The sequence below is a fragment of the Mesorhizobium silamurunense genome, assembly GCF_014843825.1.
Taxonomy (GTDB): Bacteria; Pseudomonadota; Alphaproteobacteria; order Rhizobiales; family Rhizobiaceae; genus Mesorhizobium; species Mesorhizobium silamurunense.
The window spans coordinates 1-20,897 of record NZ_JHQR01000188.1 but is presented as its reverse complement, the minus strand read 5'-3'; the positions used below and the strand labels follow the sequence as shown (position 1 = coordinate 20,897).

24 protein-coding genes, 1 tRNA gene and 1 pseudogene are annotated in these 20,897 nt (G+C 64.4%); 15 read left to right on the top strand and 11 right to left on the bottom strand.

What is annotated here, in order from left to right:
• On the bottom strand, positions 1-808 hold an 808-nt coding region (locus DH10_RS21000; protein ID WP_192385284.1), incomplete at its 3' end, for a TPM domain-containing protein.
• A gap of 181 nt (positions 809-989) precedes the next feature.
• Positions 990-1,628, bottom strand: coding sequence for a LemA family protein (locus DH10_RS20995; protein ID WP_192249656.1), 639 nt, complete (start codon positions 1,626-1,628; stop codon positions 990-992).
• A 154-nt stretch (positions 1,629-1,782) separates the two neighbouring features.
• On the opposite strand from DH10_RS20995, the gene DH10_RS20990 reads away from it, so the two are divergent.
• The 6 genes from DH10_RS20990 to DH10_RS20965 all read left to right on the top strand — a co-directional run bounded on the left by DH10_RS20990 (position 1,783) and on the right by DH10_RS20965 (position 7,024).
• Positions 1,783-2,034: a hypothetical protein gene (locus DH10_RS20990; protein ID WP_192249658.1), complete on the top strand. Its 252-nt coding sequence runs from the start codon at positions 1,783-1,785 to the stop codon at positions 2,032-2,034.
• A gap of 12 nt (positions 2,035-2,046) precedes the next feature.
• Positions 2,047-2,931: a pyridoxal kinase PdxY gene (gene pdxY, locus DH10_RS20985; protein WP_192249661.1), complete on the top strand. Its 885-nt coding sequence runs from the start codon at positions 2,047-2,049 to the stop codon at positions 2,929-2,931.
• Positions 2,928-3,695, top strand: a complete 768-nt coding sequence (locus tag DH10_RS20980) for a DUF429 domain-containing protein (RefSeq protein ID WP_192249664.1) — start codon at positions 2,928-2,930, stop codon at positions 3,693-3,695. Before pdxY ends, DH10_RS20980 begins: the two co-directional genes overlap by 4 nt.
• Before the next feature lie 132 nt (positions 3,696-3,827).
• The gene (locus tag DH10_RS20975; protein WP_192385283.1) at positions 3,828-4,472 is read left to right on the top strand and encodes a carbonic anhydrase; all 645 of its coding nucleotides are present in this window, start codon (positions 3,828-3,830) and stop codon (positions 4,470-4,472) included.
• 4 nt (positions 4,473-4,476) lie between these two features.
• A complete protein-coding gene (locus tag DH10_RS20970) occupies positions 4,477-4,893 on the top strand; it encodes a nuclear transport factor 2 family protein (RefSeq protein ID WP_192249670.1) in 417 nt (138 codons plus the stop codon).
• Between the two features lie 76 nt (positions 4,894-4,969).
• Positions 4,970-7,024, top strand: a complete 2,055-nt coding sequence (locus DH10_RS20965; RefSeq protein ID WP_192249673.1) for a M3 family metallopeptidase — start codon at positions 4,970-4,972, stop codon at positions 7,022-7,024.
• Between the two features lie 33 nt (positions 7,025-7,057).
• Here the strand turns inward: DH10_RS20965 and DH10_RS20960 are convergent, their stop codons facing one another.
• The 3 genes and pseudogenes from DH10_RS20960 to DH10_RS20950 form a co-directional block, all read right to left on the bottom strand.
• Positions 7,058-8,530: a M81 family metallopeptidase gene (locus DH10_RS20960; RefSeq protein WP_192249676.1), complete on the bottom strand. Its 1,473-nt coding sequence runs from the start codon at positions 8,528-8,530 to the stop codon at positions 7,058-7,060.
• A gap of 21 nt (positions 8,531-8,551) precedes the next feature.
• Positions 8,552-9,379 carry a carbohydrate ABC transporter permease gene (locus DH10_RS20955; RefSeq protein ID WP_192249678.1) on the bottom strand — a complete coding sequence of 276 codons (828 nt, stop codon included), beginning with the start codon at positions 9,377-9,379 and terminating at the stop codon, positions 8,552-8,554.
• Positions 9,376-10,249 (bottom strand): annotated as a pseudogene (locus DH10_RS20950) (carbohydrate ABC transporter permease). The gene DH10_RS20955 and the pseudogene DH10_RS20950 overlap by 4 nt, the downstream one beginning before the upstream one ends.
• A gap of 162 nt (positions 10,250-10,411) precedes the next feature.
• Here DH10_RS20950 and DH10_RS20945 point away from each other — a divergent pair.
• Positions 10,412-10,618, top strand: coding sequence for a hypothetical protein (locus DH10_RS20945; protein ID WP_192249730.1), 207 nt, complete (start codon positions 10,412-10,414; stop codon positions 10,616-10,618).
• A gap of 62 nt (positions 10,619-10,680) precedes the next feature.
• Here DH10_RS20945 and DH10_RS20940 read toward each other — a convergent pair whose 3' ends face one another.
• Positions 10,681-11,910, bottom strand: a complete 1,230-nt coding sequence (locus DH10_RS20940) for an ABC transporter substrate-binding protein (protein WP_192249682.1) — start codon at positions 11,908-11,910, stop codon at positions 10,681-10,683.
• 173 nt (positions 11,911-12,083) lie between these two features.
• On the opposite strand from DH10_RS20940, the gene DH10_RS20935 reads away from it, so the two are divergent.
• Genes DH10_RS20935 through DH10_RS20925 form a run of 3 tightly spaced genes read left to right on the top strand, consistent with a single transcriptional unit; the run spans position 12,084 to position 14,830 of the window.
• Positions 12,084-12,854, top strand: a complete 771-nt coding sequence (locus DH10_RS20935) for an SDR family NAD(P)-dependent oxidoreductase (protein WP_192249686.1) — start codon at positions 12,084-12,086, stop codon at positions 12,852-12,854.
• A gap of 2 nt (positions 12,855-12,856) precedes the next feature.
• Positions 12,857-13,921 (top strand): ABC transporter ATP-binding protein, encoded by a 1,065-nt coding sequence (locus DH10_RS20930; protein WP_192249689.1) that lies wholly within the window; start codon positions 12,857-12,859, stop codon positions 13,919-13,921.
• Positions 13,922-13,948: 27 nt separating this feature from the next.
• Positions 13,949-14,830, top strand: coding sequence for a MurR/RpiR family transcriptional regulator (locus DH10_RS20925; RefSeq protein WP_192249691.1), 882 nt, complete (start codon positions 13,949-13,951; stop codon positions 14,828-14,830).
• Between the two features lie 83 nt (positions 14,831-14,913).
• On the opposite strand, the gene DH10_RS20920 is transcribed toward DH10_RS20925, so the two are convergent.
• The gene (locus tag DH10_RS20920) at positions 14,914-15,237 is read right to left on the bottom strand and encodes a DUF167 family protein (protein ID WP_192249695.1); all 324 of its coding nucleotides are present in this window, start codon (positions 15,235-15,237) and stop codon (positions 14,914-14,916) included.
• 10 nt (positions 15,238-15,247) lie between these two features.
• Entirely contained in the window at positions 15,248-15,538 is a 291-nt protein-coding gene (locus DH10_RS20915) for a YggT family protein (RefSeq protein ID WP_192249700.1), read from the bottom strand.
• Positions 15,539-15,679: 141 nt separating this feature from the next.
• On the opposite strand from DH10_RS20915, the gene DH10_RS20910 reads away from it, so the two are divergent.
• The 4 genes from DH10_RS20910 to DH10_RS20895 all read left to right on the top strand — a co-directional run bounded on the left by DH10_RS20910 (position 15,680) and on the right by DH10_RS20895 (position 17,716).
• Positions 15,680-15,755: transfer RNA gene (locus DH10_RS20910), tRNA-Ala, on the top strand.
• A gap of 355 nt (positions 15,756-16,110) precedes the next feature.
• Positions 16,111-16,548, top strand: coding sequence for a curlin (locus tag DH10_RS20905; protein ID WP_192249703.1), 438 nt, complete (start codon positions 16,111-16,113; stop codon positions 16,546-16,548).
• 76 nt (positions 16,549-16,624) lie between these two features.
• On the top strand, positions 16,625-17,026 hold the full coding sequence (csgH, locus tag DH10_RS20900) for a curli-like amyloid fiber formation chaperone CsgH (RefSeq protein ID WP_192385282.1): 402 nt from the start codon (positions 16,625-16,627) through the stop codon (positions 17,024-17,026).
• A gap of 273 nt (positions 17,027-17,299) precedes the next feature.
• The gene (locus DH10_RS20895; protein ID WP_192249709.1) at positions 17,300-17,716 is read left to right on the top strand and encodes a curlin; all 417 of its coding nucleotides are present in this window, start codon (positions 17,300-17,302) and stop codon (positions 17,714-17,716) included.
• Positions 17,717-17,833: 117 nt separating this feature from the next.
• Here the strand turns inward: DH10_RS20895 and DH10_RS20890 are convergent, their stop codons facing one another.
• The gene (locus tag DH10_RS20890; protein ID WP_192249712.1) at positions 17,834-18,172 is read right to left on the bottom strand and encodes a hypothetical protein; all 339 of its coding nucleotides are present in this window, start codon (positions 18,170-18,172) and stop codon (positions 17,834-17,836) included.
• 294 nt (positions 18,173-18,466) lie between these two features.
• Between DH10_RS20890 and DH10_RS20885 the strand changes: the two genes are divergently transcribed.
• A complete protein-coding gene (locus DH10_RS20885; protein WP_192249715.1) occupies positions 18,467-18,646 on the top strand; it encodes a hypothetical protein in 180 nt (59 codons plus the stop codon).
• 63 nt (positions 18,647-18,709) lie between these two features.
• Here the strand turns inward: DH10_RS20885 and DH10_RS20880 are convergent, their stop codons facing one another.
• Complete coding sequence (locus tag DH10_RS20880; RefSeq protein ID WP_192249717.1) at positions 18,710-19,204, bottom strand: hypothetical protein; 495 nt, start codon at positions 19,202-19,204, stop codon at positions 18,710-18,712.
• A 125-nt stretch (positions 19,205-19,329) separates the two neighbouring features.
• Entirely contained in the window at positions 19,330-20,724 is a 1,395-nt protein-coding gene (locus DH10_RS20875) for a multicopper oxidase family protein (protein WP_192249721.1), read from the bottom strand.
• Positions 20,725-20,897 lie beyond the last annotated feature (173 nt).

Genomic DNA, 20,897 nt, shown 5'->3' with positions numbered 1-20,897 from the left:
CGCCGCCGGAAAACCCGCCGCCACCGCCGCCACCGGAGGACCAGCCTCCGCCGCCCGACGACCAGCCGCCGCTGCCGGAGGATGACCGTCGTCCCGGCTCGAAGGTCATGCCGAGCCAGCGGTAGCGGCCCGGGCCGATCTTCTGGCCGAAGATCGGCGGCAGCACCGTCAGCGCGATGCTGCCGAAGAAGATCAGCGCCCAGATGGTGATGAAAATGGCGAAGAACAGGTCGTCCGAGTTGAACGGCGCCTGCTCGTTGCGCTTGCCGCGCGCCTCCAGCTCTTCCGGATTGCCCTCCAGCACCATGATCATGTCGTCGACGGCCTTGCTGATGCCGCCGGAGAAGTCGCCGGCGCGGAAGGCCGGCACCATGTCGTTCTCTATGATCAGCTTGGTGTGCAGGTCGGTCAGCGTGCCTTCCAGCCCATAGCCGACCTCGATGCGCATCTTGCGGTCGTTGGGCGCGACCAAAAGAAGAACACCATTGTTCTCCTTGGCCTGGCCAAGCTTCCAGAAGCGGAACAGCCGGTTGGCATAGGGCTCGATCTCCTCGCCGCCGAGGCTGGGGATTGTTGCGACGACGATCTGGTCGGAGCCCTTCTTCTCGAAGTCCGCGAGCTTCTGCGTCAGCGCCGCACGCGTGCCGGCATCGATGATGCCGGCATTGTCGACCACGCGGCCGGTGAGCGCGGGCAGGTCGGCGGCGAATGCGGCGAGGGGGAAGAGGAAGGAGAGAAGAAGGCCAAGAAGGCTAAGGTAGGCGTTCTGTCGCGCCCCCCTCTGTCCTGCCGGACATCTCCCCCTCAACGGGGGAGATTGGCTGTCATCGCCCGCCGCGAATCTTCTGCGACGCTGGAGATTGGCGAAACCGGCAAAGCTGCCAATCTCCCCCCTTGAGGGGGAGATGTCCGGCAGGACAGAGGGGGGTATCAACACGCCAGCGGTCCGTCTTCTCGCGGGATTGTATTCAGAAGACTGTCGAGCGCTCTCACCCGCCCTGCTTCGTGCCAAAATCCACTTTTGGCACCTGCATCTTGTCTTCCTCGACGGTGAAGTTGGCAAACGGCTCGTTGCCGCGGAACCAGAAGGTCGCCCACAGCACCGACGGGAAGGTCCTCAGCGTCAGATTGTAGTCCCTGACCGCCTGGATGTAGTCGCGGCGCGCCACCGCGATGCGGTTCTCGGTACCTTCGAGCTGCGCCTGCAGCGCGAGGAAGTTCTGGTTGGCCTTGAGGTCGGGGTAATTCTCCGACACCGCGATCAGCCGCGACAGCGCGCCCGTCAGTCCGGCCTGGGCATCCTGGAACTTCTTCAGCGCTTCGGGATCCTTCAGCGTGTCCGGCGTGACCGTGATCTGCGTCGCCTTGGCGCGCGCCTGGACAACCGCGTCGAGCGTGTCCTTCTCATGCGAGGCATAGCCCTTCACCGTCTCGACCAGGTTCGGGATCAGGTCGGCGCGGCGTTGATACTGGTTGAGCACCTCGCTCCAGGCCGCCCTGGCGTTCTCCTCCGCCGTCGGGATGGTGTTGTAGCCGCAGCCGGCAAGCAGCGGCAGCACGAAAGCCATCATCAGCAAGGCGGGCAAGTTGCGGAAGGCGGAGGGTAGAAAAAGGCGCTCGGCGAACATGATTGGTCCCCTCGGATCAAAGTTGCATGCGAAGCCTTACCACAATCTGCGCGCAAGAAAATGACCCGATGATGGCGCAGTCCTAGTCCTGCCGCTCGCCCCTGTGAATACGCGCGCGAACAGGCTAAGCTCCCGGCCGGAAAGGACATTTGTCATGGCCGAGCGCCGGGACGACGAGAACGAATCGCGCCGCATCCTTGAGCGCGTCGCGCGCGAGACGGCGCCGGGCGGCACATCGTTCGTCGCCCGCGCCGCGAAAGACGCGCGCGACCACGTGACCGCGGCGGACACCGACCGTTCCGATCCGATCGAATATTGGGGCACCCGCATTGGCCGAACACTCGGCCTCATCATCGCCATTGGGCTGTTGGCCTGGCTGGTGTATGTCGCCACGCAGGGTGGCTAGGAACCGAATTCCATGAATGCAGAGAATACCGACGCGCCGCGCGCGGTCATCGTCATCTCCAGCCATGTCGCCCGCGGCTCGGTCGGCAACCGCGCCGCGGTCTTTGCACTGGAGACGCTGGGCTTTCCGGTCTGGGCGGTGCCGACCGTCATCCTGCCCTGGCATCCTGGCCACAGCCGCGCTACGCGCATCGTGCCGCCGCTCGACCAGTTCAAGGCGCTGCTGGCCGATCTCGAGCGCGCGCCATGGCTGGGCGAGGTCAAGGCGGTGCTATCAGGCTATCTCGGCGAGGCCGGCCAGGCCGAGGCTGTCGCCTCGCTGGTCGCCGCCGTCAAGGCAAGGACCCCGAGTGCCCTCTATGTCTGCGACCCGGTGATGGGCGATGCGGGCGGGCTCTACGTACCGGAGCCGACGGCCGTCGCCCTGCGCGACAGGTTGATGCCGATCGCCGACATCGCCACGCCCAACTGCTATGAACTGGAATGGATGGCCGGCGCGCCGCTGCCGGACATCAAGTCGGTGACGGCGGCCGCCCTTCACGCCGGTCCCTCCACCATGCTGGTCACTTCGGCGCCGTCGATGCTGACGGGCGGCACCGGCAATTTCCTGCTCGACGGCAGCCAAGCACTGCTTGCCGAGCACCGTATGATCGAGAAGCCGCCGAACGGGCTGGGCGACCTGACGGCCGCCGTCTATCTCGCCCGCATCCTGTCCGGCCAGCCGCCGGCAAAGGCGCTGCAGTCGACCACGGCCGCCGTCTACGAGATCCTCGCCCGCACCGCCAAACGAGGCGGCGACGAGCTGCAGCTGGAAACCGACGCGCAGAGCCTGTCGCATCCGATGGCCATGGTGCAGCTGCGTCATCTCCTCCATCCCGGGCGGGACAAGCGGGCGTGACGCCAGGCGGTGCCGTTTTGGCCGGGGTCGACGGCTGCAAGGCCGGCTGGATCGCCGTCCATCGCAGGCAAGGTGCTTCGCCTTTGGTCTCGGTCTTCCCGACGTTCCAGGTGCTGCTCGACGCCTTGTCGGATGCCACGATCGCCGTCGATATGCCGATCGGCCTGCCGGATTTTTCACGAAAAGGCGGGCGCGGACCGGAAGCGCTGGTGCGGCCGCTGCTCGGCCAACGGCAATCCAGCGTCTTTGCCATCCCGTCGCGCGCCGCGCTCTATGCCGATACCGCCGACTTCACGACCATCGAGGCCTGGTATGCCGCGCATCGGCAGGCAAGCGAAGTGGCAATGGCGACCTCAAATCCGCCTCGTGGCGTTTCCATCCAGGCCTTCGGCATCTTTGCGAAAATCCGCGAGATCGATGCTCTGCTGATCGCGCGGCCGGATTTGCGCGACCGCATCTTCGAATCGCACCCGGAAGTCGCCTTCTCCCGGCTGAACGGCGGCATGGCGATGGCGCTGCCGAAGAAGATAAAGGGCGCCGTCAACCCGGCCGGCATGGAGGAGCGCAAGGCGCTGCTTTGCCGACACGGCTATGACAAGGGCTTTCTCGACCAGGCGCCGCCGAGGGGCGCCGCCAGCGACGACTTTCTCGACGCGGCGGCCATGTTGCTGATCGCCGGCCGCATCGCCTGCGGCGAGGCGCGGCCTTCGCCCGATCCGCCGCTGACCGACCGTTTCGGCATTCGGGTTGCCATCTGGGCCTAGCAGTGCCCGAGGCCCGCGATTGCGACGCAGCCATCCGCAATTCGGCATTGCCCGCGACCGGCTTTTGCCGTTAGAGCCTTTTCCGATCGCACCGAGCTGCCGTCTCCAACCCCGGAAAGGCTCCAGCCGCCCATGCCTCACCTCCCCGAGCACCTTCTTGCCGGCTATCGCAACTTCATGAGCGGCCGCTATCCCGCCGAAAGCGGCCGCTACCGCTCGCTGGCGCGCGAAGGCCAGGCCCCCGAGACCATGATTGTCGCCTGCTGCGATTCGCGGTCGGCCCCCGAGGCGATCTTCGATGCCGGGCCGGGCGAGCTTTTCGTGCTGCGCAATGTCGGCAATCTGGTGCCGCCCTATGCGCCGGACGGCGAGTACCATTCGACCTCAGCCGCGCTCGAATTCGCCGTGCAGAGCCTGAAGGTCAAGAACATCGTGGTGATGGGCCATGGCCGCTGCGGCGGCATCCGCGCCGCGCTCGACACCAATTCCGCTCCGCTGTCGCCCGGCGACTTCATCGGCAAATGGATGAGCCTGATCGCGCCCGCCGCCGAGACCGTCTCGTCCAGCACCTTCATGACGGCGACCGAGCGCCAGACGGCGCTGGAGCGCATCTCGATCCGCTACTCGATCGCCAATCTCAGGACCTTCCCTTGCGTCTCGATCCTCGAAGGCAAGGGCCGGCTCACCCTGCACGGCGCCTGGTTCGACATCTCGACCGGCGAGCTCTGGGTCATGAACAAGGACACCGGCGATTTCGAGCGGCCGGAAATGGAGTGATGTAATGCACCGCCATTTCCGTCATGCCGTCTTTGTTGCCGTCGCGCTGCTATTCTCGGTCCTTGCCGCTCGCGCCGACGATAGCGCCGTCATCGAGCGGTGGTATTCAGCATTGCTTGCGGCCGACCGCACCGAATTGTCGGCCCTGCTTGCCGACGACGCGCGCATGACGCTCGAGGACCTTGGCATCGTCCAGAACAAGCAGGAATTCATCGACTCGATCGACCAGTGGCAGGACGCGGTCGCGGGTGCCGCGATCCGTCACCGCATCGAGAAGAGCGAGAACGGCGAGACCACGGTGCTCGCCTGCTACGACTTCCCCGAAAACGACACGCTGATGCGCGAGACCTTCACCGTCGTCGGCGGCCGTATCACCGCAAGCACCCAGACCGCGATCGCGCAGGACTGCAGCGCCTACTGATCCTGCTGTTGCGCGCCGCTCGGCATCGCCCTACATCCGAGGCAACCCGCCTCTATCCAGCCCACCGGAATTGCTCATGTCATCGTCAAAACCCGTCGACCTCGCCGCCCATCCGTTGACCCTTTGGCAAGGCCCGCTCGGCCTGCCGGATTTCTCGCGCATCGGCGACAATGATTTTGGTCCGGTCTTCGACGCGGCGCTGCAGGCGCATCAGGCCGAGATCGACGCCATCGCCGGCAACAGCGAAGCGCCTACGGTCGAAAACACGCTTGCCGCGCTGGAGCTCGCCGGCGAGCCGCTCGACCATGTCTCGTCGATCTTCTGGTGCCGCGCCGGCGCCCACACCAACGACACCATCCAGGCGATGGAACGTGAGGTTTCGCCGAAGATGTCGCGACATTTCTCGGCGATCTCGATGAACGAGAAGCTGTTTGCCCGCATCGACGACCTCTACCAGCGCCGCGACAGCCTGAACCTCGATCCCGAAACGCTGCGCGTCTTGGAAAAAACCTGGAAAGGCTTTGTCCGGTCCGGCGCAAAACTGGACGCCGATGGCAAGAAGCGGCTAGCCGCCATCAACGAGGAACTGTCCTCGCTCGGTACCAAATTCGGCCAGAACGTGCTGGCCGATGAGCGCGACTGGGCGCTGTTCCTCGACGAGGCCGACCTCGTCGGCTTGCCGGATTTCTTGAAGAGCGCGATGGCCGAGGCCGCCGAGATACGCGGCCAGAAGGGCCGCTATGCCGTCACGCTGTCGCGCTCGATCTACGAGCCGTTCTCGACTTTCTCAGAGCGCCGCGACCTGCGCGAGATCGCCTTCCGCGCCTTCATCATGCGCGGTCAGAATGGCGGCGTCACCGACAACACCGACGTTGTGCGGGGCATGCTGAAGCTGCGCGCCGAGAAAGCGAAGCTGCTTGGGTATGAATCCTTCGCTGCGCTTAAGCTCGACGATACGATGGCGAAGACGCCGAAGGCCGTGCACGACCTGCTCGACCCGGTCTGGGAAAAGGCGCTGGAGAAGGCAGCAAGCGACCAGAAGGAACTGGAGCGGCTGGCGGCGGAAGCCGGCAGCAACGAGAAATTCGCGGCCTGGGACTGGCGCTTCTACCAGGAGAAGCTGCGCGCCGAGAAATTCGCCTTCGACGAGGCCGAGCTGAAGCCGTACCTGCAGCTCGAGCGCGTCATCGAAGCCTGTTTTGATGTCGCCACAAAATTGTTCGGCATCACTTTCGAGGAGAAGAAGGGCATCGCCGCCTGGCATCCCGACGCGCGCGTCTTCGTGGTCTGGAACGCCGACGGTAGCGAGCGCGGCCTGTTCCTCGCCGACTATTTCGCACGGCCGTCAAAGCGCTCGGGCGCCTGGATGAGCGCGCTGAAGTCCGGCTACAAGCTCGGCGACGGCGCGAAGCCCGTCATCTACAACATCATGAACTTCGCCAAGCCGCCGGCCGGCGAGGCTGCGCTTCTCTCGGTCGACGAAGCGAAGACGCTGTTCCACGAGTTCGGCCATGCGCTGCACGGCATGCTGACCGACGTCACCTGGCCTTCGGTCGCCGGCACCTCGGTCAGCCGCGATTTCGTCGAGTTGCCCTCGCAGCTCTACGAGCACTGGCTGACGGTGTCGGCGGTGCTGGAAAAGCATGCGCTGCACGTCAAGACCGGCAAACCGATGCCGAAGGACCTGCTCGACAAGATGCTCGCCGCCCGCACCTTCGGCGCCGGCTTCGCCACCGTCGAGTTCACGGCGTCGGCGCTGATCGACATGGCCTACCACGCTCGCCCTGACGCACCGGGCGAGCCGCTTCGATACGAGGCCGAAACGCTCGAAAAGCTCGATATGCCCGACACCATTGCGATGCGCCACCGCACCCCGCATTTCGGCCATGTCTTCGCCGGCGACGGCTACTCAGCCGGCTACTATTCCTACATGTGGTCGGAAGTGCTGGACGCCGACGCCTTCGCGGCATTCGAGGAGACGGGCGACCCCTTCAATCCGGAACTCGCCGAGCGGCTGAGGAAGAACATCTACGCCGCCGGCGGCTCGAAAGACCCGGAAGAGCTCTACACTGCGTTTCGCGGCAAGATGCCCTCGCCCGAGGCGATGATGGTGAAGCGCGGGCTGGTGTAGCGCCGGGTAATCTCCCCCTCAAGGGGGGAGATATCAGTTCCACGGATCCTTCACCCGTGGCCAGATCGGCCGGTTCAGCTTTTTGTAGTCCGTTTTCGCCGGGTTGCTCGGATACGAGCTCGGCGCCGCGACGTAGATGATCTCGGCGGCGATCGGCGCGAAGCCGGCGTAGAAATGGTTGGTCGATTTGATCAGCAGGATGTCCTTGCCCAGCGGATCGACGCCGATGTTGGAAAAAATATCCGGCTCGAAGGTCTGCGTGCGGTTGGTGTTGAGGATGACGTCGACCTCGGTGCCTTCGATACGCACCACCGCCGCCGGCCCTAGCGTCACCCGGCTCGGCCCGAAACTCTGCCAGCCTTCGCTGACCGTCTTCAGCACCGTGACGCGCGCGTCGATCGGCTCACCGGCCTGCGGTCCGGCCTTGCCGCCGAAGCGCAGGTCGATCGCCGCGCCCGCGCCGGCCGCATGGCAGAAGGTCACCGCGACCGGATCCCAGATCGTCGCGACGCCAACCTTGTCCACGCCGCGCTTAAGCAGCTCGCGCAGCACGATGGTGCCGTCGCCCGGCACACCGCCGCCGGGATTGTCCCAGATATCGGCGATCACCACCGGCTTGTCCTGGCGCTCGACGCGCACGGCCAATGCCCGCTCTATGCCGGCGGAGGCGGAGAGCATCGTCATCGCGGTCTTTTCGCGCAAGGCATAGAGCTCGCGCCCCAGCTTCTCCGCCAGCGCGTCGCCCTTTTCCTTGTCGTTGTCGGTGATGACCAGGATGCGCGCGCCCATCTCCGGCACGTCGGCGGCCATGAAGCCGTGGATGACCGAGACCGACAGCACTCCATCCTTGCCATGCAGCGCTTTGATCTTGTCGACAAACGAACGCATCGGCTCGCGGCTTGTCGGCAGCACCTGGATCATGCGGCAGTCGAAGGTCGAGATGACCGGCTTGATCTCGCCGCGCGCCGCGGCAAGGCCGAGGTCGACGACATGCGCGCCGCGCTCGTAGAAATCGGTGTGCGGGAATTCGAGGAAATAGGCCATGATGTCGGAGGCCGCCACGCGCTTCGGCGTCAGATGGCTGTGCGGATCGAATTCCGAAGCGATCACCACTTTCGGCCCGACGATGTTCCGCACGCGCTCGAGCAGATCGCCTTCGCAATCGTCATAGCCTTGCGCCACCATGGCGCCATGCAGGCCGAGGATCACCGCATCGACCGGCAGGGCGGCCTTGAGCTGATCGAGGATCTCGTCGCGCAGCGCCTCATAGGTTTGCCGCTGCACGATCCCGCCGGGCTCCGCCCAGGTGGCGGTGCCTTCTATGACGGTCAGACCTTCCTTGGCCGCGCGCCGGCGCAGCGCCACGATCGGCGAGGAGCACAGCGTCGGCGTCTCCGGATGCTTGCCCGGCCCGGCATAGAAGGCCATCTCGAACGAGGCCCGGTCGGTCGGCACCGGCGAGAAGGTGTTGGTTTCCGTCGCCAGCGAGGCGGTGAAGACGCGCATGAACGCTCCGTGCGGTAGATGCTACTTGACGGCCCCGAGCGCCAGCCCGCGGACGAGGTAGCGCTGCAGCCAGATGAAGAGGATCGCCACCGGCAAGGTCGCCAGCAGCGTGGCCGCCATGACATGGTGCCACTCGATCGTATAGCGGCCGGCGACCAGCGAGAAAACCTGGATCGGCAGCGTGTAGCTTTCCTGGCTGCGCAGCATGGTGAGCGCCACCACGAACTCGTTCCAGGCGTTGATGAAGGTGAAGATCGCCGTCACCGCGATGGCCGGCAGGCAGAGCGGGAGGAACACTTTTCGCAAGGTCAGCCAGCGGCCGGCGCCTTCCATCCAGGCCGCCTCCTCGAGATCGCGCGGGATCGTGTCGAAATAGCTCTGCAGCATCCAGACGGTGAAGGCGACGTTGAAGGCCATGTAGATGAAGCCGAGCGCCGTGGTTGATTCGACCAGCCCCCAGGCTGCCATCAGCCGGAACAGGCCGAGCACCAGCACGATCGGCGAGATCATCTGCGAGATCAGAAGGAACTGGCGGAAGGCGCCATAACCGGCAAAGCGGAAGCGCGACATGGCATAGGCCGCCGGCACCGAGATCAGGATGGCGCCGACGGTGGCGAGCGCCGAGACATAGAGCGAGTTGAAAAGCGCCTGGCCGAAGCCGGTCGCCACCCACATGTCGGCAAAATTCGACCAGCGGAATTCGCTCGGCCACCAGGTTGGCGTGAGCACCTCGGTCCGCGGTTTGACGGCGGTGAGGAACATCACCGCGAAGGGGAAGATCGTCACCACGATCAGCGGCAGAAGCAGCAACCAGGCGATGATCGAGCGTCTCAGCTTGCCGTTCCTCATGCGCGTTGCTCCCGCATGGCGAGGCGCACATAGATCATGGTGAAGATGAGCAGGATGACGAACATCACCAGCGACACCGCGGACGCCTCGCCCAATTTGCCGATGCGGAAGGCGAGCTTGTAGAGATGCGTCACCAATATGTCGGTGGAGTTCGCCGGCCCGCCCTGCGTCATCACCCAGATGATCGGGAAGGAGTTGAAGACGTAGATCGTGTTGAGCACGATCGCGATGTTGATGAAGGGCTTCAGCAACGGAAAGGTGATCTCGCGGAATTGCTGGAATGCCGTTGCGCCCTCGAGTGCGGCGGCCTCATAAAGGTCGTCGGGGATCGAGGACAGGCCGCCGAGGAAGATCGTGGTGGTGAATGAACGGCACCGTCACCAGTATGCCGATCAGCACCTGCATCGGGAAGGCGGTCTCGGCGCTCGCCAGCCACTGTATGTTCTGGCTGATGATGCCGAGCTTCATCAGCGCCGAATTCAGCATGCCGCTTTCGCCGTTGAGCGCCCAGCGCCAGACCACCGCCGTCATGGTGAGCGACACGGCCCAGGGCAGCATGATGATGACGCGCGCAATTCCGCGGCCGTAGAAGTCGGTATTGAGGATGATTGCCACAGGGATCGACAACAGCAGCGCGCCGCCGACCACGAGCACGGTCCATAGGCCGGTGCGCCATAGCGCGGCGACAAAATCGGGATCGGCGGCGAGCGCGGCGAAATTGGCCAGGCCGCTGAAGTCGCGCAGCTGGCCAAAGCGATTCACGTTATGCGTCGATATCTGAACGAGGTCCCAGACCGGCCAGAAGATCACCACCGCTGCCAAGAGCAGACTGGGGAGCGTCAGCAGATAGGGCAGGATACGGCTTTGCATCGGCTGGCTGGCACCGCGTTGCGGATAGATATCGGTGGCAGTGGCATTGGAGCTCAAGGCACGTCCCCGCATTTGAATTCCTCGCCGGCGTTCGCGCCGCCCCTCACCTGCCTGCCGGCATGCTCTCCCCGTATAGTGACGGGGAGAGGAGCGCTCTCATCAATGTTTTCGCCAATCTCCAACGTGGCAAGTAACGGCGGCGGGGTTGCGGCCGACACCTTTCTCCCCGTCACTATACGGGGAGAAATGCCCGGCAGGGCAATGAGGGGCGGCACCGACATCGATGATCTGTCCCTGAACCGATTGCCCTATGTTCTTCCGCAAATTCGACGGAAAACCGCGCGGGATTTTTCTGAATTTGCTCCGTGACCGGAATAGGTGTGGCGCGCCCCGACGGGGTGGGGCGCGCCACGGGCGCAGGGAGTGACGCCCTATTTCTTCAGCACGCCGTTGGCCTTGTCCGCCGCCTCCTTCAGCGCGGCTTCGGGCTCGGCGCTGCCGAGATAGATCTTCTGCATGGCGTCCGAGGTGATCTGGGCGATCTCTTCCCAGCCCGGGATGACCGGCGCGAAGCGGGCGTCGGGCAACAGCGCGGTGAAGGCGGCGAGGTCGGCGTTGTTGACGTAATAGTCCATCTTCGCCTCTTCCTTGTTCACCGGCAGGAAGCCTTCGCCCTGCGTGAACTTGGCGCGCTGCTCCTTGGTGAACAGGAAGTCGAGCAGCTTCCAGGCCTCGTCCTTGTTCTTGGAGTTCTTGAACATGATGATGGAGTCGGTGACGCCATAGGTGCCGCGCGCGCCGGTCGGACCGGCAGGAATGGCGGCGACGCCGTATTTCAGCTTCGGCGCTTCTTCCTTGATCTGGTTGGACAGGAACGGCGCGGTGATCATCATGCCGACCTTGCCCTGCTTGAACAGATTCTGCACGTCCTCGCGATTGTTGGAGGTCACACCTGGCTCCGTCAGGCCCTCGTCGATCATCGACTTGTAGAGCTTGGCGGCCTCGAGCGCGCCCGGCGTGCTCAAACCGGACGTGCCGTCCTTGTTGAGGATCTCGGTGCCCTGCGACCACATCGCATAGTAGTAATAGACGTCGGTCTCGATCTCCTTGCCCTGCAGGCCGAAACCGAAGGCGCCGACCGCCTTGATCTTGCGCGCATCTTCCTGCAACTCGGTCCAGGTTGCCGGCGGCTTGGCGATGCCTGCCTTCTCGAACAGCTCCTTGTTGTAGTACATGGCGCGCGCCGAGGCGGCGATCGGCAGGCCGTAGGTGTGGCCATTCATGATCGAGGGCTGCAGGAAGGTGTCGATGAAGCGGTCCTTGAATTCGGGCTTGATATAGCTGTCGAGCGGCTCGGCGACGTCCTGCTGCACGAAGTCGATCAGCCAGCGCGTGCCGATGATCGAAAGGTCCGCATTGGTGCCCGCGGTGATGTCGGTGGTGAGTTTTTGCAGCAGCACATCCCACGGCACGACCTCGTACTTGATCGTGATGCCGGGATTGGCCGCCTCGAACTCCTTCTTCACCTCTTCGAAATAGGGGCCTGTCTTGGCGCTGTATTCGGCGACGGTGACGCGCACCTCGCCGGCGTCGGCCGGCGCTGACAGCGCCAGCATGCTCATTCCGGCCAACAGGCCGACCGTCCATTTCGCAAGGCTCATCTGATTTCCTCCCATGATGCGCATTCGCGCCTGGCCCGGTAGGGCACAGGATTTATGTTACTTTCCTACATTATCGATGGTTTTCAGCGATGCAAGCAGTTTATCATGTTGCTTAATTACATTTCGTTGAGTAGCGTTCTGTCACTATCTGACGTGGTCGAGGAGCGCGTATCGTGGTGTCAAAGGCCGATTTCGAGGGTAAGACCGTTGTCGTCACCGGCGCCGGCGGCGGCCTCGGCTCGGCGATCGTGGCGCTGATGGCCGAGCGTGGCGCGCGCATCGTCGGCTGCGACCAGTCGGCCGAGGCGTTGGCCAGCCCGCATATCGCCTCGCGCCACGTCTTCAACCTGCTCGACCGCGCCTCGATCGAAGCGGCGATCCCAGCTTTGCTCGACAAGGACGGCGTCCCCGACATCCTGATCAACAATGCCGGCTGGACGCGCGCCGAGACGCTGAAAGCGCTGACGGCGGACAGGATCGAACAGGAACTCGACCTTAATCTTACCGGCGTGATGAATTTCGCCGATCCGCTCGTCAAGGCGATGGCCGGGCGCGGTTCGGGCAGCGTCGTCTTCATCTCCTCGGTCAACGCCATCGCGCATTTCGGCAATCCGGCCTATGCCGCCGCCAAAGCCGGCATCAATGCCTATGCCAAATCGATTGCCGTCGAGCTTGGCCGCAGCGGCGTGCGCGCCAACGTCGTCTGCCCGGGGTCGATCCGCACCGCCGCCTGGGACCATCGCCTGGCCAAGGATCCCGAGATCCTCGGCCGGCTGAAGCGGCTCTATCCGCTCGGCCGCATCGTCAACGCATCGGAAGTGGCTGAGGCCGTGGCTTTCCTTGCCTCCGACCGGGCTTCCGGCATAACTGGCGCGGTGGTGCCGGTGGACGCCGGACTGACGGCCGGCTACCTGCCTTTCATCGACGACATATTGGGAGCGTGACCATGACCGATGTCCTGTTTCGCAACCTGTCGAAATCCTTCGGCCAGCACAAAATTCTCGAGGACATCAACCTCGAGATCAAAAGCGGCGAGTTCGTCGTGCTGGTCGGTCCGTCCGGCTGCGGCAAGTCGACCCTGCTGCGCATGCTGGCCGGGCTGGAGACGATCACCTCCGGCGACCTCGTGATCGGCGGCTTGCGAGCCAACGACCTGCCGCCGCAGAAGCGCAACATCGCCATGGTGTTCCAATCCTACGCGCTGTTCCCGCACCTGAAGGCCGCGGACAATATCGGCTTCGGCCCGAAGATACGCGGCGAGACGCGCGCCGCGATCGAGGACAAGGTGAAGAAGGCTTCCGGCGTCCTCAACCTCTTCTCCTATCTCGACCGCTACCCCAGGCAATTGTCGGGCGGCCAGCGCCAACGCGTCGCCATGGGCCGCGCCATCGTGCGCGAGCCTTCGGTATTCCTCTTCGACGAACCGCTCTCCAACCTCGACGCGCAATTGCGCGTGCAGATGCGCACCGAGATCAAGGCGCTGCACCAGCGGCTAAAATCGACCATCGTCTACGTCACCCACGACCAGATCGAGGCCATGACCATGGCCGACCGCATCGTGGTGATGGACCGCGGCCGCATCCAGCAGGTCGGGCAGCCGCTGGAGCTCTACGACAGGCCGGCCAACAAGTTCGTCGCCGCCTTCATCGGCTCGCCCTCGATGAGCTTTGTTTCCGGCGCGCTGAAGACTGCCGACAGCAAATCCTGGTTCGAGACCAAAGGCGGCGGCCGGCTGGCGCTTGCCAAGGCTGCTTCCGGCAGCGACACCGTGGAGGCCGGCATCCGCCCCGAGCATTTCGTCATCGGCGCCGCCGAGGACGCGATCGCGATCGATGTCGACGTCGTCGAGCCGACCGGCTCGGAAACGCATGTCTATGGCTCGGTCGGCGACGACACCGTGCGCGCCGTGTTCCGCGACCGGCTGCAGGTCAAGCCGGGGGACAGGCTGCCGGTGAGCGTCGACCCGCGCAATATCCACCTCTTCGACAAGGCGACGGGCCTGCCGCTGTGAAGACGAGACGATTTTGAAGACAACAAGATGAAGACGCCGGCCGACATCATCACCCGCCTGCAATTGATGTCGCAGGACGGCACCAAGTCGGACCGTCGGCTGGCGGGCTTGGTACTTTCCGACCTCGACTTCGCCTCCAAGGCCGCGATCTCGGAGATCGCCGCGCGCGTCGGCGTCAGCGAGCCGACGGTCACCCGCTTCTGCCGCAATCTCGGCTGCGAGGGCCTGCGCGATTTCAAATTCTACCTGGCGCAGGCGATCGCCATCGGCGGCCAGTATCTGTCGCCGGAACCGCTCAGCCGCGACGCGCGCGAGCAGCGCATTGTGTCGGCCATCACCGAAGCGGCGATCGCCGCCATCCAGCGCGCCAGCGAGAACCTCGACATGACGACGCTGATGGCTGTGGCTGCCCGCATCGCCGGTTCCGGCAACGTGCTTTGCATCGGCTCCGGCGGCATTTCCTCGATGATGGCGACCGAGATGCAGAACCGGCTGTTCCGGCTGGGCCTCTCGGCGCTCGCCCAAGTCGACGGCCAGCTGCAGCGCATGTATGCTGCGGTCGCAACACCGGAGACGACGGTGGTCGCCTTCTCGGTGTCGGGCTATGCGCGTTCGGTCATCGAGGCCGTCGAGGTCGCCCAGCAATATGGCGCGGCGACCGTCGCCATCACCGCCCCGGATTCCGCACTGGCCAAGGTCGCCGACACGGTCATCCTGTTGCAGTCTTTCGAGGACGGCAACATCTACAAGCCGACGTCGTCGCGCTACGCGCTGCTCGCCATCCTCGACATGATCGCCACCACGGTGGCGGAATCGCGCGGCCCGAAAGTGCTGGAGAACCTGCGCCGCATCAAGCAGAGTGTGAACACGCTGAAGGTCGACGATCCAAAGCTGCCGCTGGGCGATTGAAGAACCAGTGCCGAAGCTGCCAATCTCCCCCTTGTGGGGAAGATGTCCGGTAGGACAGAGGGGGGCGCTGTCCCGCCTGCGTCTCAAATTTCGGATGACCCGGAAAGCGCCTCAACGCTTTTCACCAGCTTAGCCGCATCGCCCAGTATCCGCACCGTCTTCAGCCGCGCAGTCCCCCCGGCAACCACCGAAACGGCCGACCCCGGCACACCGAGCGCCTTGGCCACCAGCCGCTCCAGCGCCCCGTTGGCCGCGCCCTTCTCCGGCACCGCACGCACGCGGGCCTTGAGGTGGCTGCGTCCGTCGGCGGTCGCTTCAACGCCGTCGATCCGGTCCAGCGCCGCCTTCGGCGTCAGCCGCACGTAAAGTTCGATGCCGTCATCGCGCGCACGGAACGGCGTGCTCATCAGGCCCAGTTCAAGCGACCCACGACCAGACAGTGGTGATCAAAAACTGCCGGATGAAGAAAATGATCAGGAGAAGAATGATCGGCGAGACGTCGATGCCGCCGAGATCGGGCATGAAACGGCGAATTGGCCTGAGCGCCGGCTCGGTCAGCCGGTAGAGCATGTTGGCAATGGTGTCGACGAACTGATTGCGCGAGTTGACGACATTGAAGGCATAAAGCCAGGAAAAGATCGCCGAGGCGATGATGATCCACCAGTAGATATCAAGCGCCATGACGATGGTTTGAATAAGGGCGATCATGCCGGTCTCCGAATTGTCGCCGACATGTAGCCATTGCACGCGGAACCGGCAAGGCCCGCCGGCCACGGGCCATCGATGCCAGGCAGCCGTTTCGCCTTGACATCAAACCGCCGCGACCGATACAAGCCCATCCGCTGGAACGGGGCTGTAGCTCAGCTGGGAGAGCGCATCGTTCGCAATGATGAGGTCAGGGGTTCGATCCCCCTCAGCTCCACCAGCCAGCTTCTGCAAGCCGCCGCCGTGACCCTTGCCCGCCGCCCCGAACCCAGAGCATCCCAACAGCCGCTGCATCTAGGTCGGCCCTGAAACTAGCTTTTGTTTTCTACCGCACGAGGTTCGGTCGCTGGCAGCGCCATCCCTCCAGCCCCGACTTTCGGTCGAAACTCTTCGGCGGCAAGAGGTCCTGAATAGTGATCTCGCCGGACCGAATGGCGGAGGTTGCCGCGGCCCTGAAGGTCCGAACAGAACCGTCATGAATTTTCGCTGAACGGACCCTTCAGCCTCCGTTCCGGGCCACTCTCCTACAAGGGGCCGTTCAACCCGCGGTCCCTGCCGCATCGAAGGAGAAGTCCATGACCCACACGTCAATCATCGCCGCAGCCTTTGCCGCCGCGGTCGGCTTCACCGCTGTCGCGCCCGCCATGGCCAACGACGTCAACATCGATCAATATGGCTGGCGCAATTCCGCCGGCGGCGCCCAGCACGGCTACCGTAACCGCATACACGTCTACCAGGATGGCCGCTTCAACTCCGCGATCGGCCAGCAATATGGTCATCGCAACCGGTCGGTGATCGGGCAGCAGGGCGTCGACAACTACGGCGCGACCTATCAGTACGGCAGCCGGAATGCCGCGGGCATTGCCCAGTTCGGCTCGAACCATACTGCGATCCTGACACAGGACGGCAACGGCAACATCGCCGCCGGCGTCCAGGTCGGACACGGATGCAATGCCGACGTCAGCCAGGGCGGCAGCGGCAACGTCGCCGCCTTCGTCCAGGACTGCCCCTGAACCGGAGCAAGCAAGAAGATAAAGCGGCCGGCAACGGTGTTGCCGGCCACCATTCCCAATTGTGAGGAGATGACCCATGACCAGACGGGACAAGCAAACAGCAGTGCTGTCGGCCGCGCTGCTGGCTGTGATCGCCGGCGGCGCAGCCGGCGCGACGGTCGGCAAGGATGGCTCGATCTCCGGGCCGCTGCGATGCGAGATTCGAGATACGATTGAAGGAGACGCCATCCTGCTGGAGCCCCTAGTTTACGCTGACAAGAGCATCAGCGGCACTTACGTGGTCAGCGTCTCCGGAGGCGGCGCGTCCGGTTCCGCCAACATTCGGCAGGCCGGCGCCTTCGAAGCCCATCCGGGCAATCCCTCGTCACTCGGCCGGATGAGTGTCGGGGCGAGTGGCGCCGCCTACGACGTCAAGCTGAAAGTGACCGCGGGCGGCACGAGCGTCAGCTGCGTCAAGCAGGTGCCCGGCGCGACCTGAGCGCCGGCTCTCTCGGTCCGCCGATCGAAAGGAGGGCTCCGGGCAACCGGAGCCCTTCGCCGTTTCCGCCAGGGCATGAGCAGTTCCTGGAAAGTGAGCGGCGGTTCTTCATCCGAAATTGCGTGAGAACGGAGACTTGGAGCGTCGGCGGTTTTGTCGAAGGCCGGAACCGCTCCGGCTCTTGAACGGCTCCTGAACGCATCCTTGCGCCAGGGTTCAGCTTTGCCGTGCGACTGTTCCTCATCAACGGTCGAACCCGCAAGGAGACGTCAAATGAACCGCCGGATCACAAAGCTCGTCAACGCCGCCGCGCTCGCCGCGGCCATCGGCCTGCCCCTGGTTGCCGCTCCGGCAGAGGCGGGCGGTTCGATCGGGTTCTACTACTCGCCCCGGACGGCCCGCGATGCGCGGGCGCTGGATCTCGGCCTGCGCGCCTATTCGGTCTACAACGGACTGCGCAGCGGCGCCCATATCAGCCAGCTCGGGCGGAACAACCGTGCCGGCATAGGTCAGGACGGGGCCGGCAATCTTGGCATCATTCGACAGGAAGGCAGCAGACACTCCGCCACCCTGCGGCAGGACGGCAACGACAATTCCTACGGCATTTTCCAGTTCGGCAGAAACACCGACGCCAGCGTCGCGCAGACCGGTGACGGCCAGAGCGGAGCGGCTCTGCTGTTCGGCTGGTAGGCGAGAACGCGCCGAGTTGCGGATGCGTGGACGACTGTCCGGCCACGCGGCCGCCGCCGATGGTCGTTACAGCCCGCGAACCCCCGCGGCGCGCCACTCAGCAATTTGGAGACGGCCTCAATCGTCCCAATCATCATCCCAATTGTCTTCATCCTGCGGCGGATAATTGGGAATGACCCGGATAATCGTCCGAGGACGCTGGTAGCGCCAGTCATACTCGTCCGGCCGCTGCGGCTCATAGGTGCGGTAGATTTGCCGGTAGTGGTGCTTGGGCTTCCAGTGATAGCGCTTCTTGTGCGGGCGCACGCAGTAGCCGTCCTCGGTCAGGTAGGCGCATGTCACATGCGCCTCTTGAACCAGGCTGTCCCTGTCCGGCACCGCGATCATCGGCGCAGCCTGCACCGCAGCCATCGGTGCCAGCATGGCGCCAGCAAGGGCAAGAACAGACAATTTCATCGACCTCTCCTTTGTCTCCGGGTTAGGGCCGGAAAAGCCTCCGGATTGGGGACGATTTGGGGCGGCGGGCGATCACTTTTGTTTCTCGCAGCACATATGAGCGTTAGATCATGTTGCCACTGGCACCCTGTGTCCTGGGCGCCGGACCGATCGAAGTCACTCGCACGCGGATATTTCCAGGTCACGAATTGGAAACGAGAAGCCGTCTTCCGTGTCATTCCCACGAAACAGGCGGGATGCATTTGTCGACGTCCCGCCGCCGACATGTCCGCCATCTCAATGGAGGAAGTGCCAATGTCAGTGGTCGCAATCCTGCTCCATCTCAGCCGCGCCATCATCCATGCGCACAACAATGCCAAGGTGAGAAACCTGATGGATGCCCCGCCGCCCGAAATCCGCAGAGACATGGGCCGGCAGGTTTCGCCCGGCGCCTCCGAAAAGGAGCCCGGCGCCATTCATCCCGGTGGACGCTGACAAGAGCTGAATCTTGAGTCGCCCGACCACCATGGACGCGCAGCGTGACCGACCTGATCCCGCTCACCTGGAGACGGCCGTCGCTTTGCGACTACGCTGGCGCGCATAAGTCACGCACGCATCCACCGTGCTGACGCAGAGCGCATCGATGCTGTTCGGCAAATTGTTGTCGCCGGCATAGGTGACTTCCGCGACATGGCCGCCGACCATGCGGACCTGCGTGTTGCAATAGCCGCCGGGCGCGACGTTGACGGACCCTCCAACCGCGGGTATCGCGCCCACGGCCATCGTCGGCACCGCGATGCTGAGATTGCCGCGCTGCACGGTGCGCTGATAGGTGCAGATCTGGCCGGAAGGTCCCGCATCGGCCGTCGCGGTCGGAAAGCCGGCGCACATGCGAACATCGGCCTCGCTGAGACCGACCATCTCCTTGCGGGCGGCGGCCGTGGTGGCATCCTCTTTCGCGACCCGCGACGTATCGTCGGGAATGACGCAGGACGACAGGATGGAGATGCCTGCCGCAACAAAGGCAAGTTTTCGAATGCGCGAAGATGTCATGCCGTCGGTCGGAGTTGCGTGCCGCCCCAGCGCCTCTTGCCTACCTAGGCAAGAGGACAAGGGCGTCAAGCCGAGGAAGTCCGTGAATTCCGGTCGAAGGCGAGAACGCCTTCCGCTGCATGCGCTCACGCCACCCGGAAATAGCTCGTCATGCCGGTCTTCTGGTGCTCGATGATATGGCAGTGCAGCAGCCAGTCGCCCGGGTTGTCGGCGACGAAGCCGAGCTGAACTTTCTCGTCCGGCTGGATGAGATAGGTGTCGGAGATAGGCGGCTGTACCTGGCGCGTCGAGGAAGAAAGCACCTTGAAACTCATGCCGTGCAGGTGGATCGGGTGCGAATGCGGCGTGAGGTTTTCCATGTCGATGACATAGCTCTGGCCGAGTTTCAGTTCGGCAAGGGGCGCGGTCGGATCCGGCGTGTCACCCGGCCACGGGACCTTGTTGATCGCCCAAAAACTGTAGCCGAGCGAACCGCAGATGCCGTCGCCGGGCACGTTTTCGGCAGTGGCGCTCAGCGCCAGCGCGATGTGCTTGGCGCTGCCGGGGTCCGCTTCTGCCACCGGGTTGGCTTCGAGCGGCCGGAGATCGCGAAGATCGCGCTTGAGCGATTTGCCGACGGCGCGCAGCGTCGCCAGGACTTTCGGCTTGGTGCCACGGACGTCGCGCAGGCTGACGATGGCACCTTCTTCGTCGGGCATGCGGATGGCAAGCTCCAGCCGCTGACCGGGTCCGAGCTGCAAGGCGTCGGGCGCGAAGCGCTGCGGCACCGGGTTGCCGTCGAGCGCGATAACCGCCGCCGCCGCGCCGTCGACGCGGAAGGCGTAGATGCGAGTGACGTCGGTGATGGCGGCCCGCAGCCGCACCAGGCCGCCGGCTGGCGCGTCATATTGCGGCTGGTCGAGCCAGTTGGCGGTGCGCACCGTTCCATAAGTGCCGGTTTTCGCCGCATCGCGCGGCCGGAACTGCTCGATGAACTGGCCGTCGTCGCCGAGGCGCCAGTCGCGCAGATTGATCACCACTTCGGAATCGAAAGCCGGATCGTTCGGATTCTCCACCACGATGACGCCGGTCAGCCCGTGACCCATCTGCTCAAGCGTGTTGCAATGCGGGTGGTACCAGAACGTGCCGGCATCGGGCGGCGTGAAGGCGTAGTCGAAATGGTCGCCCTGATAGACATAGGGCTGCACCAGGAACGGCACGCCGTCCATCTTGTTCGGAACGCGGATGCCGTGCCAGTGGATCGTGGTCGGATCGTCGATGCCGTTGACCAGCCGCGCGGCGAACGGCTCGCCTTTGCGCATCCTGACGACCGGCGGCGGGCCGGCCTCGCCATAGGTGAGCACGTTCCTGGTCGGGCCGGCCTCCGCCAGCTTTGCCTCGATGCCGGCGGTTTTCAGGACAAGCGGCTCAGGCTTCGCCGCCGCCCAGCCGGCGAACTTGCCAGCGGCAGAGAGACCGATACCGGCCGCGCCGGCGGCCGCGGTTGCTGTCAGAAATTTACGCCGCGTGAATACCGTCATCTGGCTTTCCATTGGGCAGGGTTCTCGGAACCAATTCCAGGACCAAGCTGAACCGTTCAGCCGCCTATCACCATCCGCCTCCGAGGCCTAGTCCCGCAGGCTGAACGCGAACGGCGCCGTGCGGGTGACGCGGGCGCCGAGCTCAGCCGGCGGCACCGGCACCGACGCGCCCT

Coding starts and splice junctions, on each gene's coding strand:
- DH10_RS20975 (WP_192385283.1), top strand. CDS start 3,828: ATGCCTCACCTCCCCGAGCACCTTCTTGCCGGCTATCGCAACTTCATG.
- DH10_RS20895 (WP_192249709.1), top strand. CDS start 17,300: ATGAACCGCCGGATCACAAAGCTCGTCAACGCCGCCGCGCTCGCCGCG.
- DH10_RS20880 (WP_192249717.1), bottom strand. CDS start 19,204: ATGACATCTTCGCGCATTCGAAAACTTGCCTTTGTTGCGGCAGGCATC.
- DH10_RS20890 (WP_192249712.1), bottom strand. CDS start 18,172: ATGAAATTGTCTGTTCTTGCCCTTGCTGGCGCCATGCTGGCACCGATG.
- DH10_RS20915 (WP_192249700.1), bottom strand. CDS start 15,538: ATGATCGCCCTTATTCAAACCATCGTCATGGCGCTTGATATCTACTGG.
- DH10_RS20940 (WP_192249682.1), bottom strand. CDS start 11,910: ATGAGCCTTGCGAAATGGACGGTCGGCCTGTTGGCCGGAATGAGCATG.
- DH10_RS20885 (WP_192249715.1), top strand. CDS start 18,467: ATGTCAGTGGTCGCAATCCTGCTCCATCTCAGCCGCGCCATCATCCAT.
- DH10_RS20965 (WP_192249673.1), top strand. CDS start 4,970: ATGTCATCGTCAAAACCCGTCGACCTCGCCGCCCATCCGTTGACCCTT.
- DH10_RS20945 (WP_192249730.1), top strand. CDS start 10,412: ATGTTTTCGCCAATCTCCAACGTGGCAAGTAACGGCGGCGGGGTTGCG.
- DH10_RS20905 (WP_192249703.1), top strand. CDS start 16,111: ATGACCCACACGTCAATCATCGCCGCAGCCTTTGCCGCCGCGGTCGGC.
- csgH (WP_192385282.1), top strand. CDS start 16,625: ATGACCAGACGGGACAAGCAAACAGCAGTGCTGTCGGCCGCGCTGCTG.
- DH10_RS20995 (WP_192249656.1), bottom strand. CDS start 1,628: ATGTTCGCCGAGCGCCTTTTTCTACCCTCCGCCTTCCGCAACTTGCCC.
- DH10_RS20930 (WP_192249689.1), top strand. CDS start 12,857: ATGACCGATGTCCTGTTTCGCAACCTGTCGAAATCCTTCGGCCAGCAC.
- DH10_RS20955 (WP_192249678.1), bottom strand. CDS start 9,379: ATGAGGAACGGCAAGCTGAGACGCTCGATCATCGCCTGGTTGCTGCTT.
- pdxY (WP_192249661.1), top strand. CDS start 2,047: ATGAATGCAGAGAATACCGACGCGCCGCGCGCGGTCATCGTCATCTCC.
- DH10_RS20990 (WP_192249658.1), top strand. CDS start 1,783: ATGGCCGAGCGCCGGGACGACGAGAACGAATCGCGCCGCATCCTTGAG.
- DH10_RS20920 (WP_192249695.1), bottom strand. CDS start 15,237: ATGAGCACGCCGTTCCGTGCGCGCGATGACGGCATCGAACTTTACGTG.
- DH10_RS20970 (WP_192249670.1), top strand. CDS start 4,477: ATGCACCGCCATTTCCGTCATGCCGTCTTTGTTGCCGTCGCGCTGCTA.
- DH10_RS20960 (WP_192249676.1), bottom strand. CDS start 8,530: ATGCGCGTCTTCACCGCCTCGCTGGCGACGGAAACCAACACCTTCTCG.
- DH10_RS20875 (WP_192249721.1), bottom strand. CDS start 20,724: ATGACGGTATTCACGCGGCGTAAATTTCTGACAGCAACCGCGGCCGCC.
- DH10_RS20925 (WP_192249691.1), top strand. CDS start 13,949: ATGAAGACGCCGGCCGACATCATCACCCGCCTGCAATTGATGTCGCAG.